This window comes from Paenibacillus sp. FSL K6-3182 (genome assembly GCF_037976325.1).
Taxonomy (GTDB): Bacteria; Bacillota; Bacilli; order Paenibacillales; family Paenibacillaceae; genus Pristimantibacillus.
This window is the reverse complement of sequence record NZ_CP150265.1, coordinates 3,466,361-3,486,916: the sequence shown is the minus strand read 5'-3', so window position 1 is coordinate 3,486,916 and position 20,556 is coordinate 3,466,361. Positions and strand designations below refer to the sequence as shown.

Genomic DNA, 20,556 nt, shown 5'->3' with positions numbered 1-20,556 from the left:
CAGGCTGATTAGCGCCTGCTCATCCAAATGTATGATTCAAATATCATTTAACGTCAGCTAATAAAAGTCTATCAGTTGATTACAGTTTACCAAAATTAACATTCCTATATGGTATGTGCGACCAACATATTGCCATCAGGATCAAAAAATTTCAAAAACCTTCTTCCTTCTTCTCCTGACGGTGCTTGTGGGTCACCGTGTACCTTAACGCCAGCTTCAAATAGCTTTCTGCAAAGCTCATCCATATCCTCTACCTGAAAACCGATGCTCGGAAACGGTTCGCCGTTAACTGTAAACGTTGATGTTTCCTTATCTGAAGACTGCCACAAAAAGATATGCGTTTTATCTTCCTTAAAGCCTATAATAGCAAATTCACCGAAATTAGCATGTAACGTACAATCGAGATTGGTAATATACCATGAAGCTGCTTCCTCCAAGTTTTTCACTGGAATCTGTACATGACTAATAAATTTACCCATAAAGAGCCTCCCTATTTTTTTAGTCTCCTATTAAAACAATTAGGCATTCATAATTTTCTCTGCAAAAGCCAGTTCATCTCAAAATTCAACCTCACATGCTTAAAATAAAAAAATAGAGGAGATTAGCCCAATTCATGTACTAACATTCCTCTATTTATCTTACTACATTTAACACATTATTTGTTTAATATGGAACAGCTTGCGCTCGATATGCAGGCGTTCGTTCCGTATCATCAAAGCTGCGATGCCATATGCCTGTTGTAGCGGGTGACATAGGCGGAATTAGCCATGACCAACGACCGGTCACTGCTCTCCCCTGCTCCTGCTCTTGCTTCTCAAAACGTAGAAACTGCTCCGATGCTGTATGATGGTCAACAATGCTGACGCCCTGCTTTTTGAATGAATGCAGTACAGCTACATTTAGCTCCGTTAAAGCACGGTCCTTCCATAACGAAGTATTCGTTGACATATCAAATTGAAAAAGTTTTGCAACACTCGGTAGCTGATTATAGCGACTGGTGTCTGATAGGTTTCTCGCTCCGATTTCTGTACCCATGTACCATCCATTAAAAGGAGCAGCCTTATACATGATTCCACCAATTTCAAGCTCCATATCGGATATAAAAGGAACGGCGTACCACTGCAATGCGAGCTGCTCGAACTCCTGATTTTCAGGATGCGTCAAAGCAACCTCAAGCACGTTCTCTTTAGGCAGCTCATACCATTTAGGCGATTTCCCTGAAAGCGAAATGACTAGCGGAAGCACGTCAAATCGAGTACCTTCACCACTCCAGCCAAGCTTCTCACAAACAGCTGTAAAGGCTGCGGAGGCAGGATCGCCAATAATAACTTCCCCCTCGCGGTAACCTGCATAACGTACGAGCTGATGATTCCAAATTCTTATGTTATTTTGGGAGTGGCTGGCAGGAAAAATCGTAATAGCTGGCCTAATCCTGCCTCCATTTGTTGCATAGCTCATATGTTGGAAGATTCGTTTTGCGGCATCTAGCTCATCCAATATATCGCGTGCGTCGAATACTTCCAGCGTCTGCCAAAACAATCGACCGATACAGCGGTTATTGTTCCGCCACGCCATCTTTGCACCATGCCTTAGCTCTTCATACGTATGTGTATAATAACCAGTATCCTCTAATTGCTTCAGCACTTCTTCAATTCGCCGCTTCGCTTCTTCTTCGGTTTTTCCAAGCTCATAATACGCTTCACCTAGGAAAGCAATCGCTTGCTCGGCTATGTTCTTTCTCATGCTGCTCGTCGTCATTATGCTTTCGCCTCATTTTCCCCCAGCTTTATCAATACTCTGCGTTTTCGATACAGCATGGTTGCTGCTTCTGCAACATCGTTCAGCATGCCCCGATTGATGAACGCTCCGAATAACATGCCTGCCACAGGTATCATTTGAAATAGCTTCTTCCAGCCAAAATTGTCCCGATAAACAGCAACCACTTCACTCCAGCCCTGCAGCTGCGACAGCATTTGATTGCTACGGTTCACTTCCTCATAAGCACTGAGCTCATCAAGTATCGCTTTTTTCCCTACAATATCTGAAGAAGCAAATTGCATTACTTTAACTGCAAATACACGTTCTTCCTTGCTTTTTGGATCAAATCCGTAGCAAATCGCAATTTCTTGAATGATCTTCAGCGATAAGCCGAGTATGGCTGGAATATCGATCGCTAATGTAAAAATGCCGCCAATTCCTGTCGTTGCCCCTTGAAGCGTGGCCATTTTCGAACGACTGGAGGCCAATTGCTCAGCAGTTAAGTTTAAAATAGACAACGGCATATCAGCCGCATCGTTAATGGTCGTCACTTCATGATCGGCTCCAAGAAGCACATCGTTCTGAGCAGCATTTTGATGCAGTTTATCAATAACCGAACACTCCGAAATCAAATATTTCCCGCCATTTTGAATATAGCTTCCGATCTCATCCACTGCAAGTCCAAGTTTTTCCTGTATAAACTTTGGAGTAATTTTGTCGAGCAGCATAAATGGCAAACGCCCAAGCTTTTCCCAAAACCATAAATCCTTCTGTTCTTTTTCCCATTTCTCTATTTCAAGCAAAGCAGATTTCAAATTTTCAGGTGAATCCTTTTCAGTAGGCATCTTCGGGCACGCTCCTTCTCCGCAAGTAATACGCAGAAAACTAGATTCGGATTCGTCCTTCACATTATTGTTCCAATTTGCGCCCCGTAAACAGCAGCATGACAAAAGAGAACGAAATGATGGCTATCGTCCAAGCCCAAGCCATTCCCATTTCACCTGTCTCAACAGCAATGTATATAGCAGTAGGTACTGTCTGCGTGCGACCTGGTATATTTCCTGCAATCATCAAGGTTGCGCCAAACTCGCCAAGGCCTCTAGCAAATCCTAGCAGGTATGCCGTAGTCAGTGATCGTTTAGCAAGCGGCAGCGTGATATATCTCAGCACCTGCAGCTCACCGGCTCCTGCTGAACGTGCAGCATCCTCAAGATGGCGATCGACAGAAAGAAAACCAACCTTCATCGTCTGATAAACGAGCGGAAACGCAACAATGACCGCCGCGATAACCGCGGCGATCCATGAGAAAACGATAGGTTGAGTAAATAACCACTCGTACGCTTTACCAATCCAGCTCCCTCTTCCAAGCGTAATGAGAAGAATGAATCCAACGACGGTTGGGGGGAGGACAAGCGGAAGCATGAAGAAGGTTTCTATGATACTTTTGCCTTTAAAAGAATGCCGTGACATGAAGCGTGCTACGAGCATTCCTATAATGGCAACGATAATGCTAGCAATAATAGATACTCTTAAAGAGAGCCATACTGGTGGCAGCCATTCGTCCCAGTTCATAAATAAGTAGCCTCCGGATAGACGTTATGTTGCTGCCTATTATATCGAAATTAAGCTTCGTCGCCCAGCAGTGATGTGAGTCTTCCGCGATAAAACAGCTTAAGCTTATGCAAGGCGCGCGTGCATCCGACGTACAATAGCTTCGCATCAAGCTCAGAATAAGCTTCCTCGCTCGCATCTGCTACAAGAACGGCATCGAATTCCAATCCTTTAGACAAATAGACAGGTACTACAGACAGGCCGCCGCCATATGCAGGCTGCTTGCTCTGCACTAACGAAGCGTCCAAACCTTGCTTAATCAAGAAGTTATAAATCTCTTCGCATTCAATCGCTGTACGGCCAATGACAGAAATCGTCTCATACTCTGCCTTCGATTGCCATTCACGGATTGTACCATCAATGGAAGCTAACCAATTATCATTTTCAACTGGCACGGCAAGAACGGCATCTCCGCTTCGGAAAACAGGCACCGCAGGTTTGACTTCGCCGATCATGCTTCCTAAAATTTTGTTGGCAAATTCGATAATTTCCATTGTCGAACGATAGCTTCGATTGAGCTCATAAAAGTCAATTTGCTCTTCATTAAACAAAGCGGTAAGCTCTGTCCAGCTTTGTACGCCTGCGTAGGCATGAATACCTTGCTGCAAATCGCCTAGCACGGTCATCGATGCTGTTCTTTGACACAGCCGCAGTACTTCCAGCTGAAACGGAGAATAATCCTGTGCTTCATCTATAACGATATGATCGAAAAACTGCTTCGGCAATCCAAATAGCTGAAGCTGGATATAGGCGAGTGGTGCCAAATCCTCCGCAGCAGCCATTTCTTTCTTTAATCGTTCGGCAGTTGCAGCTGCGATAACCTTAGGAATACGGCTCTCAAGCTGTTTGCCGCTGAATAACGAAGCATATAGCTGTAAAGAGGTATATGCCGGAATTTTTTTGGTGTAGCTATTAAACTTAGTGAGCGCCTTCGCTCTTATTTTTTTATCAACAATCCGCTTCATCTTAAGCTCGGACTCCATCCAGCGACGAATCCGACTAACAAGTCGATCTCGTTTCTTCATGAGCGTCTCTTCGCCATAATCGGTATCATACCACTCGCGAATTTGCTCTGGCGACAGCTCAAGCCCGTCAATTGGCATAAAAGATGTCGTTGGCACAATTCGTTGCTCAAAGTTAGCGATTCGCTCATCTATAATTGCTTTAAAATCGAGATTCCCTTTAAAGCGCCCCGATGCATTCTCCACTTCTGAAGCGGTTCTGCGTTCTTCGAACCAATAAGCCATCGTATCAGACGGATCGCTGACAGATACTGTTTTCTCAAGGAGCTCAAGAGACCAGTCACTGAACGTCGTTTGCTGAATATCACCCACGCCTAGCTCTGGCAATACACCGGATATGTAGTCTAGGAACATTCGGTTCGGCGCAAAAATGATCATACGCTCCGCTCGCATCCGATCGGCGTACTGATAAAGCAAGAAAGCAAGTCTATGCAGCGCAACGGTCGTTTTACCGCTTCCCGCGACGCCCTGTATAAACAACGCTTTGTTACGATCCGCACGAATAATACGGTCTTGCTCGCCTTGAATCGTAGAAACGATATCACGCAGCTTATTATCCTTGTTCTCTCCTAAGCGATACAAAAGGAATTCATCCGTTACCGAGCCTTCTTCTTGGCCGCGTACATAACTATCAACCAGACGAATGATTTCTCCCTGGCGGATCATGAAATTTCGCTTTAAATGGACATATCCTTCAATTTCTCCGTCAGGCGATTGATAAGAAGCTGGCGCTTCTCCGCCTGTGAAGGAATAAAACAAGCTTGCTGCTGGCGCACGCCAATCGATGACAAGCAGCTCATTGCTGCCTTGCTTTGCCACGCCGGCTTTTCCAATATATAAGGGCTTTGTTTCGCCCACTGGCAACTCTTGAAAATCAATGCGGCCAAAATAAGGCTCACGCTTCGATATTTCAAGTCTAAGTCTACGTTCCTCTTGCTGTAAATCGAGCATTTGCTCTGTGAAATCATCGCCTTTGTAGCGTGGACCAATTTCTTGAAGCTGATTTACAATATCATTCAGCGACTCGGTTAATCGATCCTGCTCTTCTTGATAGGCACTTTGAACGGTCATGTCAGTTACCTCCTAAGTTTGTGGTGTGCAAGAAAAAAAGAGAAGCCCCAATATACCATAGGAAGGCTTCTCAAAGCAATCAAGAGTTTACAGTCATTCCAATAAGCTTGGCAGCTCCTAGAATGAGTAATATATTTAGTACAAACAGAAAAGGAATTCCTACCGTAAACGAGCGATGTTTTGTTTTATGACGCCATTTTTTCATCGCAAGCCATGTTCCGCCTGCACCGCCAATGGCACTCAGCAAAAACAATCGTTTTTCGGGAACACGCCTGCGCTGCTTCTTAGCGCTTTTCTTATCAAAGCCCATAAGCGCAAACGTGTAAATATTTATAAATAGCAAATATAGTATAACTAAATAAATGATCATTGCTTTGGCACACATCCTCTCAGAATAGGGAGATTTCTCGTGCTTTGGCAGAAACAGCTGAGTCCCTTATGTGTTTCTCGGCTTCGCTCGATTCGTCGGCATCGCTGTGTTAGGATCATCCGGCCAATAATGCTTCGGATAACGTCCTTTCAAATCCTTCTTTACTTCGAAATACGTATTCTCCCAAAAGCTGCGCAAATCACGTGTGACTTGAACCGGTCGCTGCGACGGAGATAAAAGATGCAGTGTAATCGGCAATCTACCCCTTGCTAGTCGTGGTGTGTCTGTTAGACCAAATAGCTCCTGTAACCTTACGGCTAGCACTGGCGACTCCGGATCACTGTAGTCTATCGGTATGCGAGAACCGCTTGGCACAACGATATGGGTAGGAACCTGCTCATCAAGCTCTTGTTTTTGCTTCCAGCTAAGATTGCCTTCAAGCAGCTGAAGCATGGAGAGCTTCTGTAAATCAGCACGGCTCTTCATCCCAAATAGATGCGGCTTCAACCACTCTTCGAGCGTGCCGAGAAGCGCTTCATCGGAAGCATCGGGCCAATCATCGCCAGCAAGCGCCATCAGCTTCATCCTTGCTTTCAACTGCTGCGCTTGCTTGCTCATTGGCAGCATTACAAATCCAGTTTCCTGAATCGCAGTAATCAAAGCATCCGCAACAAGTTGTTCATCCGGTTTCTGAAGAATGGTTTCTTTCATCACAATACTGCCAAGCCGCAATCGTTTCCTTGCACGAACAGCTTGTGCAGCTGCATCCCACTCTACGACCTCTTCAGCTGTTATATAGCCACTTAGATAATGCTCGATATCGCTTAGATGAAGTTCAGCCGCTAACCGTATCCGGCTTTCGGAGCCTGTATCATCGAGCTCGCAAGCAGCAAGATAAGCTGATCGCGATAGCGGCTGAAGTTCAGGCAGTACAGCGCCTCTGCCATTAGCTAATAAGTATCGGCCATCGCTGCGCCTTTGAGCGATTCGGTCCGGATACGCAAATGCCAGCAAAATGCCAATCGGAATAGGCGACTTGTGCTGAGCTGTTTTCTCAGAAGCTGTCTCGGCAGCGGTTTGCGCTGACAATTTCCGCTCCCATTGATCCGCTTGCGCGATAATTCGGCGTACTGCGCCACTGCTAGGATGCTCGGAGCTGCCGCCTATAAGCAGTTTGCCATCTTTTCCGGATAGCTGATATAACAAATCCAACCGTAGCTGCACATCTACATTGCGCTCCTGTGGAAGTAAATCACGTTCGCTTAGCAAAGCTGCTGCATCACATGCGAGTCTCGCAGAACCTAGCTCTGAAGCCTGCAAAATCATGGCACCGAGCCGCGGATGCAAACCAAACTGTGCCATCTTCACTCCCTCGGCTGTTGGTTTACTGTCACCATCTATTGCGTTTAGCTCTTTCAGCAAAGCAACCGCTTGCTCATAAGCAGCTGCAGGCGGCGGCGTCAACCAATTAAGCTCCAGCGGATCTTTTATTCCCCAAATGGCTAGCTCAAGGGCAAGGGAAGCAAGATCTGCCTCAAGCAGCTCGGGTGAACTCTGTTTCGGCAAATAAACATGCTCTTGCTCTGTCCATAACCGATAACAAACGCCTTTAGCCAACCTTCCTGCTCTCCCTCGACGCTGATCCGCGGAAGCGATCGAAACAGGCAATGTTTCCAGCCGAGTCATGCCTGTTCTTGGAGAAAACCGAGGAACTCGCATTAAGCCGCTGTCTACCACAACCTTAACTCCTTCAACGGTCAGACTTGATTCTGCAATGGAAGTCGCAAGCACAACCTTGCGTTCGCCATCAGCGCATGGCGCTACAGCCGTATCTTGTTTCTCGAGCGGCAAGCTGCCATGCAGCTCCTCTACTCGAGCAAATGAAGATACTCCGCTCTCCATTAACCATCGGGCTGTGCGGCGTATCTCTGCAACACCAGGCAAAAACGCTAATACATCTCCATCAAACGAACGGAGCGCTTCCATAATCGTTCGTGCCATGTGGGGCTCTATAGGTCCCGTAAGCTTTGCTTTCATGTACTGTGTCTCAACAGGGAAAACCCGGCCTTCACTGCTAATAATTGGTGCACCCTCAAGCAGCTCGGCTATCGGCTCTGCGTCAAGCGTTGCTGACATAATAACGAGGCGCAAATCATCTCTCAGCAATTGCTGTGACTGCAAGCAAAGCGTTAAGCCAAGATCGCCATGCAAGTGCCGTTCATGGAATTCATCAAACAAGATCGCCCCAACCTGCTCGAGTGCGGGGTCCTCCTGCAGCATGCGCGTTAATACACCTTCCGTCACCACTTCAATGCGTGTTTGCGAACTAACCCGAGAATCTAATCTCACCCGGTAACCGATCGTTTCACCAGCCTGCTCGCCAAGCGATTTTGCCATAAACTGTGCGGCTGAACGTGCGGCGAGTCTTCGCGGCTCAAGCATTATTATTTTTTTGCTTCCCAGCCATGGCTGATCAAGCAGCGCAAGCGGAACTCGTGTTGTCTTTCCGGCCCCCGGCTCTGCGATCAGCACCACATTTACACCGCTTTGCAGAGCCAATAGCAGTTCCGGCAATACCTGATCAATCGGCAATTGCTGTTGATTCATGCTGATTGCTCCTTATCTTATCTCAACTCATTTTACGATCCGAATCATTTGTACAACCGGTCTATTATCTCCAGGCAACGATGCCTTGCTGCCAAAAAGCTGGGACGACCCGTCACCATCTAGAAATATGCCGTCAACCAGCTTTCCATCGCCAATGCTTGATATAATTGCTTCTCTAAATACGGCAAGCGAGTTCTTCGTTTCACTAACAATTAAGAATAACGTCCCTGCTTGATCGTACACCGCTGCCGATCGCAAGCGATTGTCATCTGGGAACGGCGCATTCTCCTTAACCGACTGCTCGATCCAATGTGCATCATCGCCTAAGCTCATGCTTATACCGCCTTGTGCCCAGAAACGTGTGTGATCCTTCACTTTTATCTCGGACGCTTGGCTTGCAACCTGAACGCTTAATGAATCAGAAGCGCCATCCCAAACGAGTGTGCCACGCGCATATTTCACGTTTTCACTTCCCGTTCCGAAATTGCCAATTTCCTTATTAACCGGAATGCTATTTACGACTCCGATGCTTAATAGCTGGTTGCCGTAAAAAAATCCGCCGTTAATGCCGACCTTCCCAGTAAGGGTAACATTTGTATTGATCGTTTCAAGCGTGACATAGGCTGGCTTTGTTTGCAGTACGTGCAGCTTTACCCCACTAGTTGAAGTCTTTGAAAAATAGGAGTAATGCAATGCTTGCTCAGACTTTGAGAGATTAACCGCATTGCGATTTCCGAGTGAAATAATCATTAAATAAAGCATCACGACGAGTACAAGCATAATGCCTGCCATAATGCCGACTATGGTGAACAGCCGCTTTTTGCTCATCCGAGCAGGTTCTTTCATCTCCATTGCTCTCCAAGCTCCTTAACATTCATTTAAACCAACCTTTGCTTCGGAACCAAGCATACATGCCAAGCCCGATGACGAGCATAATCGTTATGACAGCAAAATAACCCCACGTCCACTCCAGCTCAGGCATATTACGAAAGTTCATACCATAAATACCAGCCAAAAAAGTGAGCGGCATGAAGATCGTCGTGATTACGGTAAGAGTTTTCATAATCGAGTTCATGCGATTGGAGTTAAAGGAAATGAAGCTGTCGCGAAGATCTGCCGTCATCTCTCGACTTGAATCCATCATTTCAGTCAATTTGAGCAAATGATCATAAATATCATGATAAAAGGCCATATAAGGCTTCAGCCCTTCAATGCGATCGGAATTCGTTATACGATACAATAAATCACGCATGGGGACAATCGTTTTGCGCAAACGCAGCAGCCTAGACCGTATGTTGAAAATATCGCTCATAGCAGTTTGACTTTGTTCGTCGCCGCTTCCGATTTCCATGTCAAGAAGCTGGTCTTCCAGCTCATGAACCGCAGGAAAATATTGATCAACCAGCTTGTCTATTACGAGATATGCCGCATATAGCTGGCCTTTCTCGCCGATCTTCGTGCTCGATAATAGCTTAGTTTGAGCTTCCTCAATCTCTGGTGAACGCTCATAATGAAACGTAACAATAAACGTTGGACCGATGAACATATTGATTTCATTTACAGTCAACGTCTTACGCTCAATTTCGTGCAGCACAAAAAAATGAATATCGTCGTAATGATCTACTTTCGGCCGCTGAAGCAAATGGTAGCAATCCTCGATAGCGAGCGGATGAAAATGAAAAAAGGTATCGAGCAGTCTGCACTCCTCTTCCTTCGGGTTACTAAAGTCGACCCAATACCAGTCAAGCTCAGGCGAGTTTAGATCTTCTATCGTTAAATCAGTTAACCATTGCTTTTGTTTTGTATAACCTACTATTTTAATCAAAGGATGTTCCTCCGTTCTAAGCGGCACACGATCGATCTTATGACCGATTGTTCAACTTTATCATTTTACACGATTTCACAATCGCTGTAATGCAACTCCGCTATTTTGTTCCGTTGCTTCTTTTATATTTATCAATGAGCATACCCTCTAATTGGCGCCTTGCTTCCAGGTTTAAGTCTAGATTGCGGATAAATGCTCAAACCATTCGTATTCTTTTGCCCATTTTCGCAGCTTTCTCTCGTACTTTGTCTGTTTGAGCTTCTCCCATTTCCCGTTTCCGTCCGCTATAAATAAATCGGCAATAAACTCAAAGACAATTTCAATTAGCATCCTCATTGTTATCTTGTCCCTCGGCATGGCGTAGTCGGTAGTCGGCAAAAGTAAAAGCAGTACGCTGTTTCATTGTTTAAGCTGCATGTTCGTATAATAGGGTTCAAAACCACAATTCGTCCAAAATTGCTGCCCGCGCGGATTGGAGGCCAACACATCAATCGTCACTTTGGCACCGCTTGGAAATGAGTCGCGGACTAATTGTTTGAATACTGCGCTACCATAACCATGGCTCCGTTGCTGTCGAGCGATGTAGTACTGTCTGAGATAAACATTTGACTCCTCTGGATAAAAATCATCTTCCCTGATTTGGTATACCGCATATCCTAAAATAGCAGAAGCCTTCTCAAACAATGCAATCTCCCAGTCGCTTGACAGCCATCCGAGGAATCTATCTTCAAGCTGCGCGAGAGTCATTGGATTACGGCTGCCTTCATCTTCGATAAGCTCTTTGTTCATTTGAGAGAGAAGCTTAAGATCATCGATCGTCGCTTTTTGTATCCAAAATTCCAATTTGCATACCTCCTTATAGAATTTATGGCGAAGGTCGTTAATCCTTAGTCATCATGCTGCGTTCGTGTTGCTTCTAGTACAGTCTCATAGACCGCTTCTCCAATCGCGCACCCAATTGTCGTAGCTGCACCAGCATACGCATGAACCGCATTCCAGCTTGCTGCTTGACTAACCGCTACGACAATGGCATCCGTTGTCGTCCCCGTAGCTGATTGTCCTGTTTTCATCTCAACGATGCCTAAATGCTGTAATGCTGCTGTTTTCGCTTCAGTTGCTGTGATGACCGCATTCACCATAGCTGATTCAGTCATTTGACCATCGATTAAAATAACAATATTGATCGTTCCTGGAGAATAAGCAGAGAAGGTACTTCGCGGCATACCAGATCTTGCTGCATTTCGTGTGCCTACCGTCGTACAGCAAATAAGCTTAAACCGATCGCCTTCCATTTCAGTGATGGATGCATGTGTCAGCTTCGCTGCTGTTAATAATCCTACAGTAGCTTCTGGTTCGCAGCCCCATTCCGTACATTGATTAATGATGTCGAGAACAGGATCTTCACATTGATAAGTAAGCGGCACTTTCCAATTCACAATACGATTGGTATAAGAAAAGCCGCCCGGATGAATCGCGCTGCTTAACGCATACAAAGGAACATTGCTGCTTGCTTCAATGCGGTCCTCAAGGAGCTGCAAGCTTACGCCGCACCACAGCTGTGATTGATAATAATGCTGATTTTTGCGAAAGGGCTGTGTCACTCTTTTCCCTCCTTTGGCTGTCATAGAAGCTTATGCATGAGTTTAATTTGGAATGGATAGGAACTTTGCAATTCGTTCAAATTTCCTTATCCGCCTTGGTTTTCATTCCATTTCAAGCAATGCTTAAAAGCAGCGATCAGCTGTTCATTTTGCTGCCGAAGTTTAATGGCAACCCGGATATACGTATGATCAAGCCCTGCAAATCTTGATGCATCGCGAATAAGCACCCCCTGCTTGCCCATCTCGAGCTGAAGCATGCTGGCACTGAGTCCCGCATCGCTCGGAATCCGAATGAGCAAATAATTGGCTGCACTTGGGTTAACTTCAAAGCCGATCGCCTCAAGCTCAGACATGAGCCAAGGTCTTTCCTGCTCTAACCAAGCAAGTGTACGCTCTGCATAATCCTTCTCATCCAGCACCGCTTCGCCAATCAGCTGCGCTAAAGAATTAACGCTCCATGGTATTTGCAAGCGTCGCAAGCCGCTTATCGTTCTAGGCATGCCAACGATATATCCAAGTCGAATGCCGGGTATCGCATAAAATTTTGTCATTGAGCGGATGACGAACAACCGTTCATGCTTAGTTGCTTCTTGAATAAGGCTGTACCGTGCTTCATCAGGTACAAAATCCATAAACGCCTCGTCAACTACAACATAGGCTCCTTTACTTAAGAGTGCACGTATAAGCTCTGGATCTACGAGCTGACCCGTTGGATTGTTTGGCGAACCGAGCATAACTAATGATCCTGTGGCGGCCGCTTCGCATAAATGCTCGGAATCCAAGCTAAGCTTAAATTGCATTTGAGATGATAATTTAATTTCATACACAGCTCCGCCGATTTTCCGAATGGCATCGCCATATTCATCAAAGCACGGAATGGCAAGCGTCGTTAACTTTGGTTGCAGCGTACGGACGATTAGATCGATTAGTTCTGCCGCTCCATTACCTACTACGATGGATTGAGCATCAATATTATGTAGTTCAGCAAGCTTCTTTCTTAGGCCGCGAACGGCTGGATCAGGATATTGCTCTATCATATCTGCATAGGTAAGAAGCGCTTGTTTAACGCTTAATGGCGCTCCTAGCGGATTCATGTTCGAGCTAAAATCAACAAATTTATGCGCAGGTATATCGAACGCTTCTTCCGCGGTCCGCAAATCGCCGCCATGACCATATCTTTCTAACATTTAACAAAAACAACTCCTTTTCTATTGCGCGTATAACCAGATGACCGCCGCAAGCAGCAATAACGCTTCAATCGCTTCGTTCATCGCACCATATGTATCCCCAGTTAATCCGCCAAGCTTCCGATTTAACCATGCTGCTATAAAACCACCGCAGCAAATCGTTAAGATGACGATAATAAGCAGCATTATTAATGCTACGTTTGTACCGGTGCCGGCGATCCAAAAAGTAAGGACAGAAAGAATGGCTGCCATCACAAAAGAAGAAGTCGCCTGCGGCCATTTGACCTCATTAAATAAAACAGCTATCCCTTCACCCTGACGGGCATTCGGCCACACTGCAATAGCCGCGCTCATCCAAGCACGGCTCCAAATCGGCGCGATGACAAGCAATGGTCCATATTGCTCAAAATGGTCACCTTTCAGCAGTTCTGCTAATAACGACGCCTTGAGAAGAAGGAGCAAAACTGCGGCAATGACGCCCATCGCTCCTACTCGGCTATCCTTCATAATCTCTAGCATACGCTCGCGAGAGCGGTGACTCAGCACGCCGTCTGCTGTATCCATCCAACCGTCCAAATGCAGGCCCCCGCTTAATGCAGTCCATATCGCAAGAATCAGTACAGCACTTGGCCAAGCAGGGACAAATAATGCTAGCAGCCACGTACATGCAAGGAGACAGATACCGATAAACGCACCAGCTACAGGGAAATAGACGACACTTCGCGAGAGAACAGATCCTTGGAAAGGAACCGTGATGGGAACTGGAAAACGAGTTAGAAATTGAAAAGCAGCAATAAGTGCTTGGAAATGCAGCTTTAATTCACGACGAACCATACGCCGATCACCCCCGCAAATAATATAAAACTAACGCTGTACAGTAACCGCACGCTTAGTACAATATCGTTTGGTTCCAGTTGGCGAGTTGGCCATCCCATCCTTGCTCGTTCACTGACTACGCCAAAATACGAATTCATACCGCCAAGCTCAATGCCTAGCGCCCCTGCAACCGCTGATTCCGGTATGCCGCTATTTGGACTAGGATGAAGATGAGCAAACGTGCGAATGGCAAGCCACGCCTGCTTCGCCTTCATTCTCTGATCAAACAGCGAAGACAGCGTAAGCAAAACGCCAGTTATTCTTGCAGGGATATAATTTAACACATCATCCGTCCGTGCCGAGCACCAGCCAAAATACTTATATTTTTCATTGCGATATCCGACCATGGAATCCAGCGTATTCGTTGCACGGTAGAGCATTGCAAGCGGTGCGCCTCCAATTAAAGCGAACAACAACGGTGACACGAGTGCATCTACCGTATTTTCAGCAACCGTCTCAATTGCAGCGCGCGACGCCTCCCGCTCATCCAGATTTGCAGTATCTCGGCCTACGATATAACCAACATATTTACGTGCTTCATCTAATCTGCCTTCCATTAATGGATGATAAACGAGCATGGCTGCTTCCTTTAAGCCCTTCACCGCTAGTGTTGTGGAAATAAACCATGCGCTCACCGCATAGCCTAGCCAAGTATGTATAGCATCTGCCGCCCAAATAATGAACCACATTGCGCCGCAGCTCACAACGAGTGTGACAACGGTCAACACTACACCTAAACCTCTTACAGCAGCCGGATGTTCCTTCAATCGTTCAGGAGCAAGCAAACGTTCCAGCAGTCGAATGAGCCTGCCTATCCAGATGACGGGATGAGTTGGCCATTTCGGATCACCAACGATCCAATCTATTGCAATGGCTGCCGCTGCGAGGAGCAGGAGCTCCTTTATAGAATAAATCATCATAATTGATCCCAGTTAAACGCTTGCGATTTCAATTCAACTGGAATGCCTGCGGTGACGAGAAAAACCCGCTCGCATATCGCAGCAATCTGTTGGTTGAACCTCCCCGCCTCGTCTCGAAAAAGCCTGCCTAGAGGATATGCCGGAACAATGCCATCTCCTACCTCATTGGTTACAATGATTAATGGATATGGATAGTTGTTAATAGCTTCGAGAAGGTTCTGCTGCTCCATTTTCAGCCTCGTATCTTCATACGATTCTTGTTCTATTCGCATAAGCCAATTCGTCAGCCATAACGTTAAGCAATCAAGCAATACGACAGCAGGCTGCTGTCCGTTTGAAATTTCTTTATCAATTTGCTCCTTCAATCTGTAAAGCACATTTGCTGCTTCATGCGGATCTTCGATGGTCTGCCAGCGGAAGCCTGCATCTTCACGATCCTTGCGATGTTTTCCTATTCGGTCGCGCATCTCCGTATCATACGGCTGACAGGTCGCAATATAAAATCCACGGGCTGCAACCCTCATCGCATATTGCTCGGCAAATCCGCTCTTCCCGCTTCTTGCTCCGCCCGTTACTAGAATTGCCATTCACGCTCACCTAACCTTTGGATACGCCTGCACTCTCAAATGTTGCCATTTCATTCATGAGATGGAGCGCAGCGTCTATAAAATGAAAACATAATACAGCACCTGTACCTTCGCCAAGCCGCATCTCCAGCTGCATCATAGGAAGCAAGCCTATTGATTCAAGCAGCTTCAAATGGCCTTGCTCTTGAGAGAGGTGGGAAGCAATCATAAAGGGAAGCGTCTGCTCCGCTATCCGCGATGCGACAAGCGCCGCAGCAGATGAAATATAACCGTCGATGACGACTGGGCAGCCGTTTGCTGCAGCTCCGATAATAACGCCAACAAGCCCTGCGATTTCTGCACCGCCAACCTTAGCCAGCACATCGATTGGATCGACACTAGCGCGGTCCAATTCGTTGACAGCAATTGCGCGTTTGACTACCCGTACTTTATTTGCCCAGCTTTCATCATTTATGCCAGTTCCTCGGCCGACTGATTCCTCAGGAGATAGGCCCGTCAATACGGTCGTTAACGCCGCACTGGCTGTCGTATTGCCAATACCCATTTCACCTGTTGCAAATAAACGGCAGCCGCGTTGCACCTGCTCATTAACCACTTCAATCCCAACAATAATAGCTTGGACGGCTTCTTCACGTGTCATCGCGGGCTCCTTGGCCATATTAGCCGTCCCCCGCACCACTTTACGGCTCACTAGCATCTCATGCTCCAAATCCGCATTTACACCAATATCCACACAAACAACATCTGCGCCAGCTTGTCTTGCCAGCACATTGACAGCTGCCCCTCCGCTGAGGAAGTTGAGCACCATTTGTGGTGTCACCGCTTGTGGAAACGCACTAACTCCTTCATCACATACTCCATGATCACCCGCCATGACAATAACGGCTTTACGTGACAAATCTGGCCACAGCTCGCCTGAAATGCCTGCAAGCTGCCTGGCGATTGTCTCTAGCTTGCCGAGGCTGCCTGGCGGTTTCGTCAAAGAATCAGAATGCTTCACAGCTAATTCTGCTGCCTCTTCATTAAATGGTTTGATTTGTTTGATCGTCTCTGCAAGCTGAGTTTCCAATGCATGTTTCAATTTCATAACTCCTTCAAACGTTTTTTTAATATTTTATATTTTCATATTCGGTTGGAGCAATATTTGCGGAGCACCCGTAACAGGATGGACGATCACAGTTGTATCCGCCTGATAAACCTGCTTGATAAGACCTGCAGTTATGACCGCCCTGGGTGTTCCAGCTGCTGCAACTTTGCCTTCATGAAGAACGACAAGCTCATCGCAATAAAGCGAAGCCAAATTAAGATCATGCAGGACAGCAATAACGGTCAGTTCACGTTCACGCTGCCAAGCACGTACCGTATCCAAAAGCTGAATTTGGTAACCAATGTCCAAATAAGTCGTCGGCTCGTCCAATAATATAATAGAGGGCTCCTGCGCCATAACCTTTGCCAAAGCAACACGTTGACGTTCGCCGCCGCTTAGTTGATCCATTTTGCGATGCGATAGCTCTTCGAGTCCCATGGTCAATATCGCTTTATCAATAATTTCCTCTGAATCATGTTTATCGCTGCCAAGCCAGTTTTGGAAAGGGTATCTTCCCATGCTAACAACCTCACGCACAGAGAATCCTACCTGAGGCAAACCGCTTTGCTGCAAAACCGCCATCCTTTGTGCGATTTGCTTTCTTGGATATGCCGAGATGCTCTGCCCCTCGAATAAAACTTCACCTTGCACCGGCTGTTCAACGCCTGACAATACATGCAGCAGCGTTGATTTGCCAACACCATTAGGTCCAATAACACCGTACATCCGCCCTTTTTGAAATGAGCAGGAAAGCTTATTGAGCACAGTCCTCCCTTGCACCGTCTGAACGATGCTGCGCACCTCAATCATAACGCCCCTCCTTGCTTCAGCTTTCGCCGATGCAGCAAATACGCAAAAAATGGCGCACCAAGCAGAGCCGTAACAACGCCAAGCGGAATTTCCTTAGGCGTCAGCGCCATGCGCGCAAGCGTATCAGCCCATAAAATAAATATGCCTCCACCGATAGCCGATAAAGGGGTAATTAATCGATAGTCGGGGCCAACGAGCAAACGAATGAGATGTGGTACCACGAGCCCAACAAAACCGATTACACCAGAAACAGAGACTGCTGCTGCCGTCAGCAAGGTCGAGCTGATTAAGACGATCAGCTTCGTTCTCTCGACATGGATGCCAAGATGCGCTGCATGGCGTTCCCCCAGTACAAATAAATTGAGAGATTGCCCATATGCAAGCAGTAGTGGAAAGCCTACCGCGAGAAAAGGAATAAGCATATATACATGTTCCCAGCTTCTCATCGCAAGCGATCCCATTAACCAGAACAAAATTTGATTCACAACGCCCTCTGAGACGGACACCATGAATGATACAAAAGCGCCTAAAAAGGACTGGATGATAACCCCTGATAAAATAAGCGTTTCAATATGTATAACACCCTTGTTGCGAGACAGCCAAAAAACACCAAGCAGCGTCAAGGTTCCTGTAGCAAAAGCAACTAGCGGTATCGTCCACATGCCAATCGCTGACTGCAAGCCAAATAAAATAATGAATGATGCACCAACTGAGCTCCCCGAAGACACTCCTAGTGTATAAGGATCAGCCAGCGGATTTCGAAGAACCCCTTGAAAACCCGTGCCAGCTAGTGCGAGACAAGCACCAACGAGGACGGCAAGCAAAATACGCGATAGACGTACTTGCGTGACGATCGCTATTTCGGCAGGTGTATAAGGGACTGTGTTATCGGCAAGCCACGGCAGCTGGTGAAGCAAAATGCCCCAAACATCTCGAATGGAAATACCAGCCGAGCCAATCGACAAACTTACAACGATAGAAACAGCAAGAAGGAGCATAGCTGCTCCTCCATACCAAACTAATTTATAGGTCATCATTATTTTACGAGATCCGGGTGAATCACTTTCGCAAGTTCCAGCAAACCATCTGCAAGTCTCGGCCCTACACGAACAAGCGGGTCCTCCGTTACTGCATGCATTTGCTTATTTTTCACCGCATCAATGACATTCCAGCCTGGACGGCTCTCAATGCCAACAACAATCGGATTCGGCTCCTCCTTCAATGCAGGGTATATAATAAGCTCGGGATTCTGAGTAACAATCGACTCTGCACTCACCTCATACCAACCTGGAGCAGCTCCTGCAACATTCTCGCCGCCAGCCAGTGCCAGCAATTCGTCAAGGAATGTGCCAGATCCAACGGTCCAGCCTGGGGAAAATTCTAAATACACTTTCTTTTTCACTGCATTCTTAACTGCATCCGAAACTTGTTGCTTCACTGAAAGCATGTGGCCTGCAACCTCAGCCGCTTCGGATTGTTTATTCATAATATGACCTAAATTTTCGATTTTGGCAATAACTGCATCATACGTGAGAGGGTCTGTCGCATAGACCGGAATTTTCAGTTCTCTGAGCTTCGTGATTGCCTCTCCATTCATTGAAGAAGACGCCAGCACGAGATCCGGATTGAGAGCTGCAACTGCTTCAATATTTGTCGTCATATCGCCAACCTTTGCCTTGCTTGCCGCCTCCTCAGGATAGTTGCTTGACTCATCAACACCTACCACACGGTCACCTGAGCCGATTGCATAAATAGCTTCAGTTTCACTAGGAGCAAGCGAGACAATTTTAGTTGGCTCTTGCTCAAATGTAATCTCCGTACCTGTATCGTCCTTTAATGTTAGTGGATAAACGGTCGATTCATTCGCCTTGGATGGCTCGTTAGTTGCAGTCTGACCAGCATTGTTCGTTGTTTTTCCCGGCTCGTTAACCGTGTCCTTATTTGCACCGCATGCTCCTGTGAATACGAGCATCATCACGAGCAGCAAACCTACTAGCGTTTTCATTGTACTTTTATGTAACCTTTTCATTTTCCTTACTCCTCCTGCGTCATATATCGTATTAAAAATAGCATCCCCGACCTTGAGTCAGAAATGCTAGTATACGCTTTTTCTAATTAGGCTAAGCGAACAGCTTCTCCAACAAAATCGGATCATGCAGGTGAAGATATGGTGCATCTATCCCCGTCCATCATCTATAAAATGATCCGTTGTTACTATACAACGTCTTGTTCTATTTGTCTAATGTCATCCATGCCATACTCATCCTAATTATCGACGTTCTGCTTCACTCATTTGCCGCATAGGTAACGTAATGGGTCTATTTCTTAGCGCGCGTTTTTTTAACCATGATGAGTGCGTTTAGCCTTAGCCTGAACTGAGCAGCAAGATGTAATTTTCAAGAATCGGGCTCATTTTTGAAGCTAACGGACATACAATTCGCTATATTCAAGAATCGGGCCCATATTTGATGCTAACGGACATAGAATCAGATGTTTGGAAAAAAGTGAGCTAAAAAATAACTTGTGAAGCCTAATGAGAGTTAGAGCTTCTGTGTCCGTTACGGTTGCCAAAAAAGCGAAAGTGAGCACAATAGCGTATCTGATGTCCATTACCACAATTCGTGACTTCTCCGCCCTTGCTATACTTTTATTTTTCTAAACATTCGTTCCTCAAACAAATAGCAGACAGCAGATAATACTTCCGTTCTAACACGCGTTCTTTTTATGAATCTAACAGAAGAATATACAACTCATAAAGGAGGTTCTTTCCTAAATATGAAAGCAGAACACAAACCAAATTATAATCTGCTAAAATTCACTATCATTTTATTGGTTTTGGCAATTGTCGTTGTTTTAATTTTCACATGGCTCCGTAAAGGCGAAGAATTATCGCCTCCCATGACGGAACATCTCTTCGACAAAGGCGAAGCTAAATGGTCCATCGATGGTTATCCAGCGAAGGTGCTAGACAACAATTTATTTAAAATCGAGCTTACTGATCTCTCGGGCGCCCCATTACAAGGAGCTGAACTATCAGTCAAGCTTGAGATGATGGATATGGTTTGCGGTGATTACGAGTTTAAAATGACGGAAGCTGATCCTGGAACATATACGGGCGAAGGCGTACCGCTGATGGCTGGCACATGGAAAGCGACTCTAACACTCAAGACGGTTGACCAAACGTATACCATCGACAGATTACTGCGAGCGGTTCATTAGCTAAC

At 46.1% G+C, this 20,556-nt stretch carries 21 protein-coding genes; 1 reads left to right on the top strand and 20 read right to left on the bottom strand.

Going from position 1 to position 20,556, the window contains the following annotated elements; genetic code table 11:
* Positions 1 to 104: 104 nt before the first annotated feature.
* The 20 genes from MHH56_RS15150 to MHH56_RS15055 all read right to left on the bottom strand — a co-directional run bounded on the left by MHH56_RS15150 (position 105) and on the right by MHH56_RS15055 (position 19,361).
* Entirely contained in the window at positions 105 to 479 is a 375-nt protein-coding gene (locus MHH56_RS15150; RefSeq protein WP_339209086.1) for a VOC family protein, read from the bottom strand.
* Between the two features lie 184 nt (positions 480 to 663).
* A complete protein-coding gene (locus MHH56_RS15145; protein WP_339209085.1) occupies positions 664 to 1,743 on the bottom strand; it encodes a nitric oxide synthase oxygenase in 1,080 nt (359 codons plus the stop codon).
* Between the two features lie 14 nt (positions 1,744 to 1,757).
* The gene (locus tag MHH56_RS15140; RefSeq protein ID WP_339209083.1) at positions 1,758 to 2,603 is read right to left on the bottom strand and encodes an EcsC family protein; all 846 of its coding nucleotides are present in this window, start codon (positions 2,601 to 2,603) and stop codon (positions 1,758 to 1,760) included.
* 64 nt (positions 2,604 to 2,667) lie between these two features.
* The gene (gene modB / locus MHH56_RS15135) at positions 2,668 to 3,330 is read right to left on the bottom strand and encodes a molybdate ABC transporter permease subunit (protein WP_339209082.1); all 663 of its coding nucleotides are present in this window, start codon (positions 3,328 to 3,330) and stop codon (positions 2,668 to 2,670) included.
* A 50-nt stretch (positions 3,331 to 3,380) separates the two neighbouring features.
* On the bottom strand, positions 3,381 to 5,462 hold the full coding sequence (locus MHH56_RS15130) for a UvrD-helicase domain-containing protein (protein ID WP_339209081.1): 2,082 nt from the start codon (positions 5,460 to 5,462) through the stop codon (positions 3,381 to 3,383).
* Between the two features lie 79 nt (positions 5,463 to 5,541).
* The gene (locus tag MHH56_RS15125; protein WP_339209079.1) at positions 5,542 to 5,832 is read right to left on the bottom strand and encodes a DUF1294 domain-containing protein; all 291 of its coding nucleotides are present in this window, start codon (positions 5,830 to 5,832) and stop codon (positions 5,542 to 5,544) included.
* Between the two features lie 66 nt (positions 5,833 to 5,898).
* On the bottom strand, positions 5,899 to 8,439 hold the full coding sequence (hrpB, locus tag MHH56_RS15120; protein ID WP_339209078.1) for an ATP-dependent helicase HrpB: 2,541 nt from the start codon (positions 8,437 to 8,439) through the stop codon (positions 5,899 to 5,901).
* A 27-nt stretch (positions 8,440 to 8,466) separates the two neighbouring features.
* Positions 8,467 to 9,291 carry a hypothetical protein gene (locus tag MHH56_RS15115; RefSeq protein WP_339209077.1) on the bottom strand — a complete coding sequence of 275 codons (825 nt, stop codon included), beginning with the start codon at positions 9,289 to 9,291 and terminating at the stop codon, positions 8,467 to 8,469.
* 22 nt (positions 9,292 to 9,313) lie between these two features.
* Positions 9,314 to 10,264: a magnesium/cobalt transporter CorA gene (gene corA, locus MHH56_RS15110; RefSeq protein ID WP_339209076.1), complete on the bottom strand. Its 951-nt coding sequence runs from the start codon at positions 10,262 to 10,264 to the stop codon at positions 9,314 to 9,316.
* A 177-nt stretch (positions 10,265 to 10,441) separates the two neighbouring features.
* On the bottom strand, positions 10,442 to 10,600 hold the full coding sequence (locus MHH56_RS15105) for a hypothetical protein (protein ID WP_339209074.1): 159 nt from the start codon (positions 10,598 to 10,600) through the stop codon (positions 10,442 to 10,444).
* 63 nt (positions 10,601 to 10,663) lie between these two features.
* Positions 10,664 to 11,107 carry a GNAT family N-acetyltransferase gene (locus MHH56_RS15100; protein WP_339209073.1) on the bottom strand — a complete coding sequence of 148 codons (444 nt, stop codon included), beginning with the start codon at positions 11,105 to 11,107 and terminating at the stop codon, positions 10,664 to 10,666.
* A gap of 44 nt (positions 11,108 to 11,151) precedes the next feature.
* Positions 11,152 to 11,865, bottom strand: a complete 714-nt coding sequence (locus tag MHH56_RS15095; protein ID WP_339209071.1) for an adenosylcobinamide amidohydrolase — start codon at positions 11,863 to 11,865, stop codon at positions 11,152 to 11,154.
* An 86-nt stretch (positions 11,866 to 11,951) separates the two neighbouring features.
* On the bottom strand, positions 11,952 to 13,052 hold the full coding sequence (cobD, locus tag MHH56_RS15090; protein ID WP_339209070.1) for a threonine-phosphate decarboxylase CobD: 1,101 nt from the start codon (positions 13,050 to 13,052) through the stop codon (positions 11,952 to 11,954).
* A 21-nt stretch (positions 13,053 to 13,073) separates the two neighbouring features.
* Positions 13,074 to 13,886: an adenosylcobinamide-GDP ribazoletransferase gene (gene cobS / locus MHH56_RS15085; RefSeq protein WP_339209069.1), complete on the bottom strand. Its 813-nt coding sequence runs from the start codon at positions 13,884 to 13,886 to the stop codon at positions 13,074 to 13,076.
* A complete protein-coding gene (gene cbiB, locus MHH56_RS15080; RefSeq protein WP_339209068.1) occupies positions 13,868 to 14,848 on the bottom strand; it encodes an adenosylcobinamide-phosphate synthase CbiB in 981 nt (326 codons plus the stop codon). The genes cobS and cbiB overlap by 19 nt, the downstream gene beginning before the upstream one ends.
* Positions 14,845 to 15,435, bottom strand: a complete 591-nt coding sequence (gene cobU, locus MHH56_RS15075; protein WP_339209066.1) for a bifunctional adenosylcobinamide kinase/adenosylcobinamide-phosphate guanylyltransferase — start codon at positions 15,433 to 15,435, stop codon at positions 14,845 to 14,847. Before cobU ends, cbiB begins: the two co-directional genes overlap by 4 nt.
* A gap of 10 nt (positions 15,436 to 15,445) precedes the next feature.
* Positions 15,446 to 16,522: a nicotinate-nucleotide--dimethylbenzimidazole phosphoribosyltransferase gene (gene cobT, locus MHH56_RS15070; protein WP_339209065.1), complete on the bottom strand. Its 1,077-nt coding sequence runs from the start codon at positions 16,520 to 16,522 to the stop codon at positions 15,446 to 15,448.
* Between the two features lie 27 nt (positions 16,523 to 16,549).
* A complete protein-coding gene (locus MHH56_RS15065; protein ID WP_339209063.1) occupies positions 16,550 to 17,332 on the bottom strand; it encodes a heme ABC transporter ATP-binding protein in 783 nt (260 codons plus the stop codon).
* Complete coding sequence (locus MHH56_RS15060; protein ID WP_339209601.1) at positions 17,329 to 18,366, bottom strand: iron ABC transporter permease; 1,038 nt, start codon at positions 18,364 to 18,366, stop codon at positions 17,329 to 17,331. The genes MHH56_RS15065 and MHH56_RS15060 overlap by 4 nt, the downstream gene beginning before the upstream one ends.
* A 2-nt stretch (positions 18,367 to 18,368) precedes the next feature.
* Complete coding sequence (locus tag MHH56_RS15055; protein ID WP_339209061.1) at positions 18,369 to 19,361, bottom strand: ABC transporter substrate-binding protein; 993 nt, start codon at positions 19,359 to 19,361, stop codon at positions 18,369 to 18,371.
* Positions 19,362 to 20,107: 746 nt separating this feature from the next.
* Between MHH56_RS15055 and MHH56_RS15050 the strand changes: the two genes are divergently transcribed.
* Positions 20,108 to 20,551: a FixH family protein gene (locus MHH56_RS15050; protein ID WP_339209059.1), complete on the top strand. Its 444-nt coding sequence runs from the start codon at positions 20,108 to 20,110 to the stop codon at positions 20,549 to 20,551.
* The last annotated feature ends 5 nt before the right edge of the window (positions 20,552 to 20,556 follow it).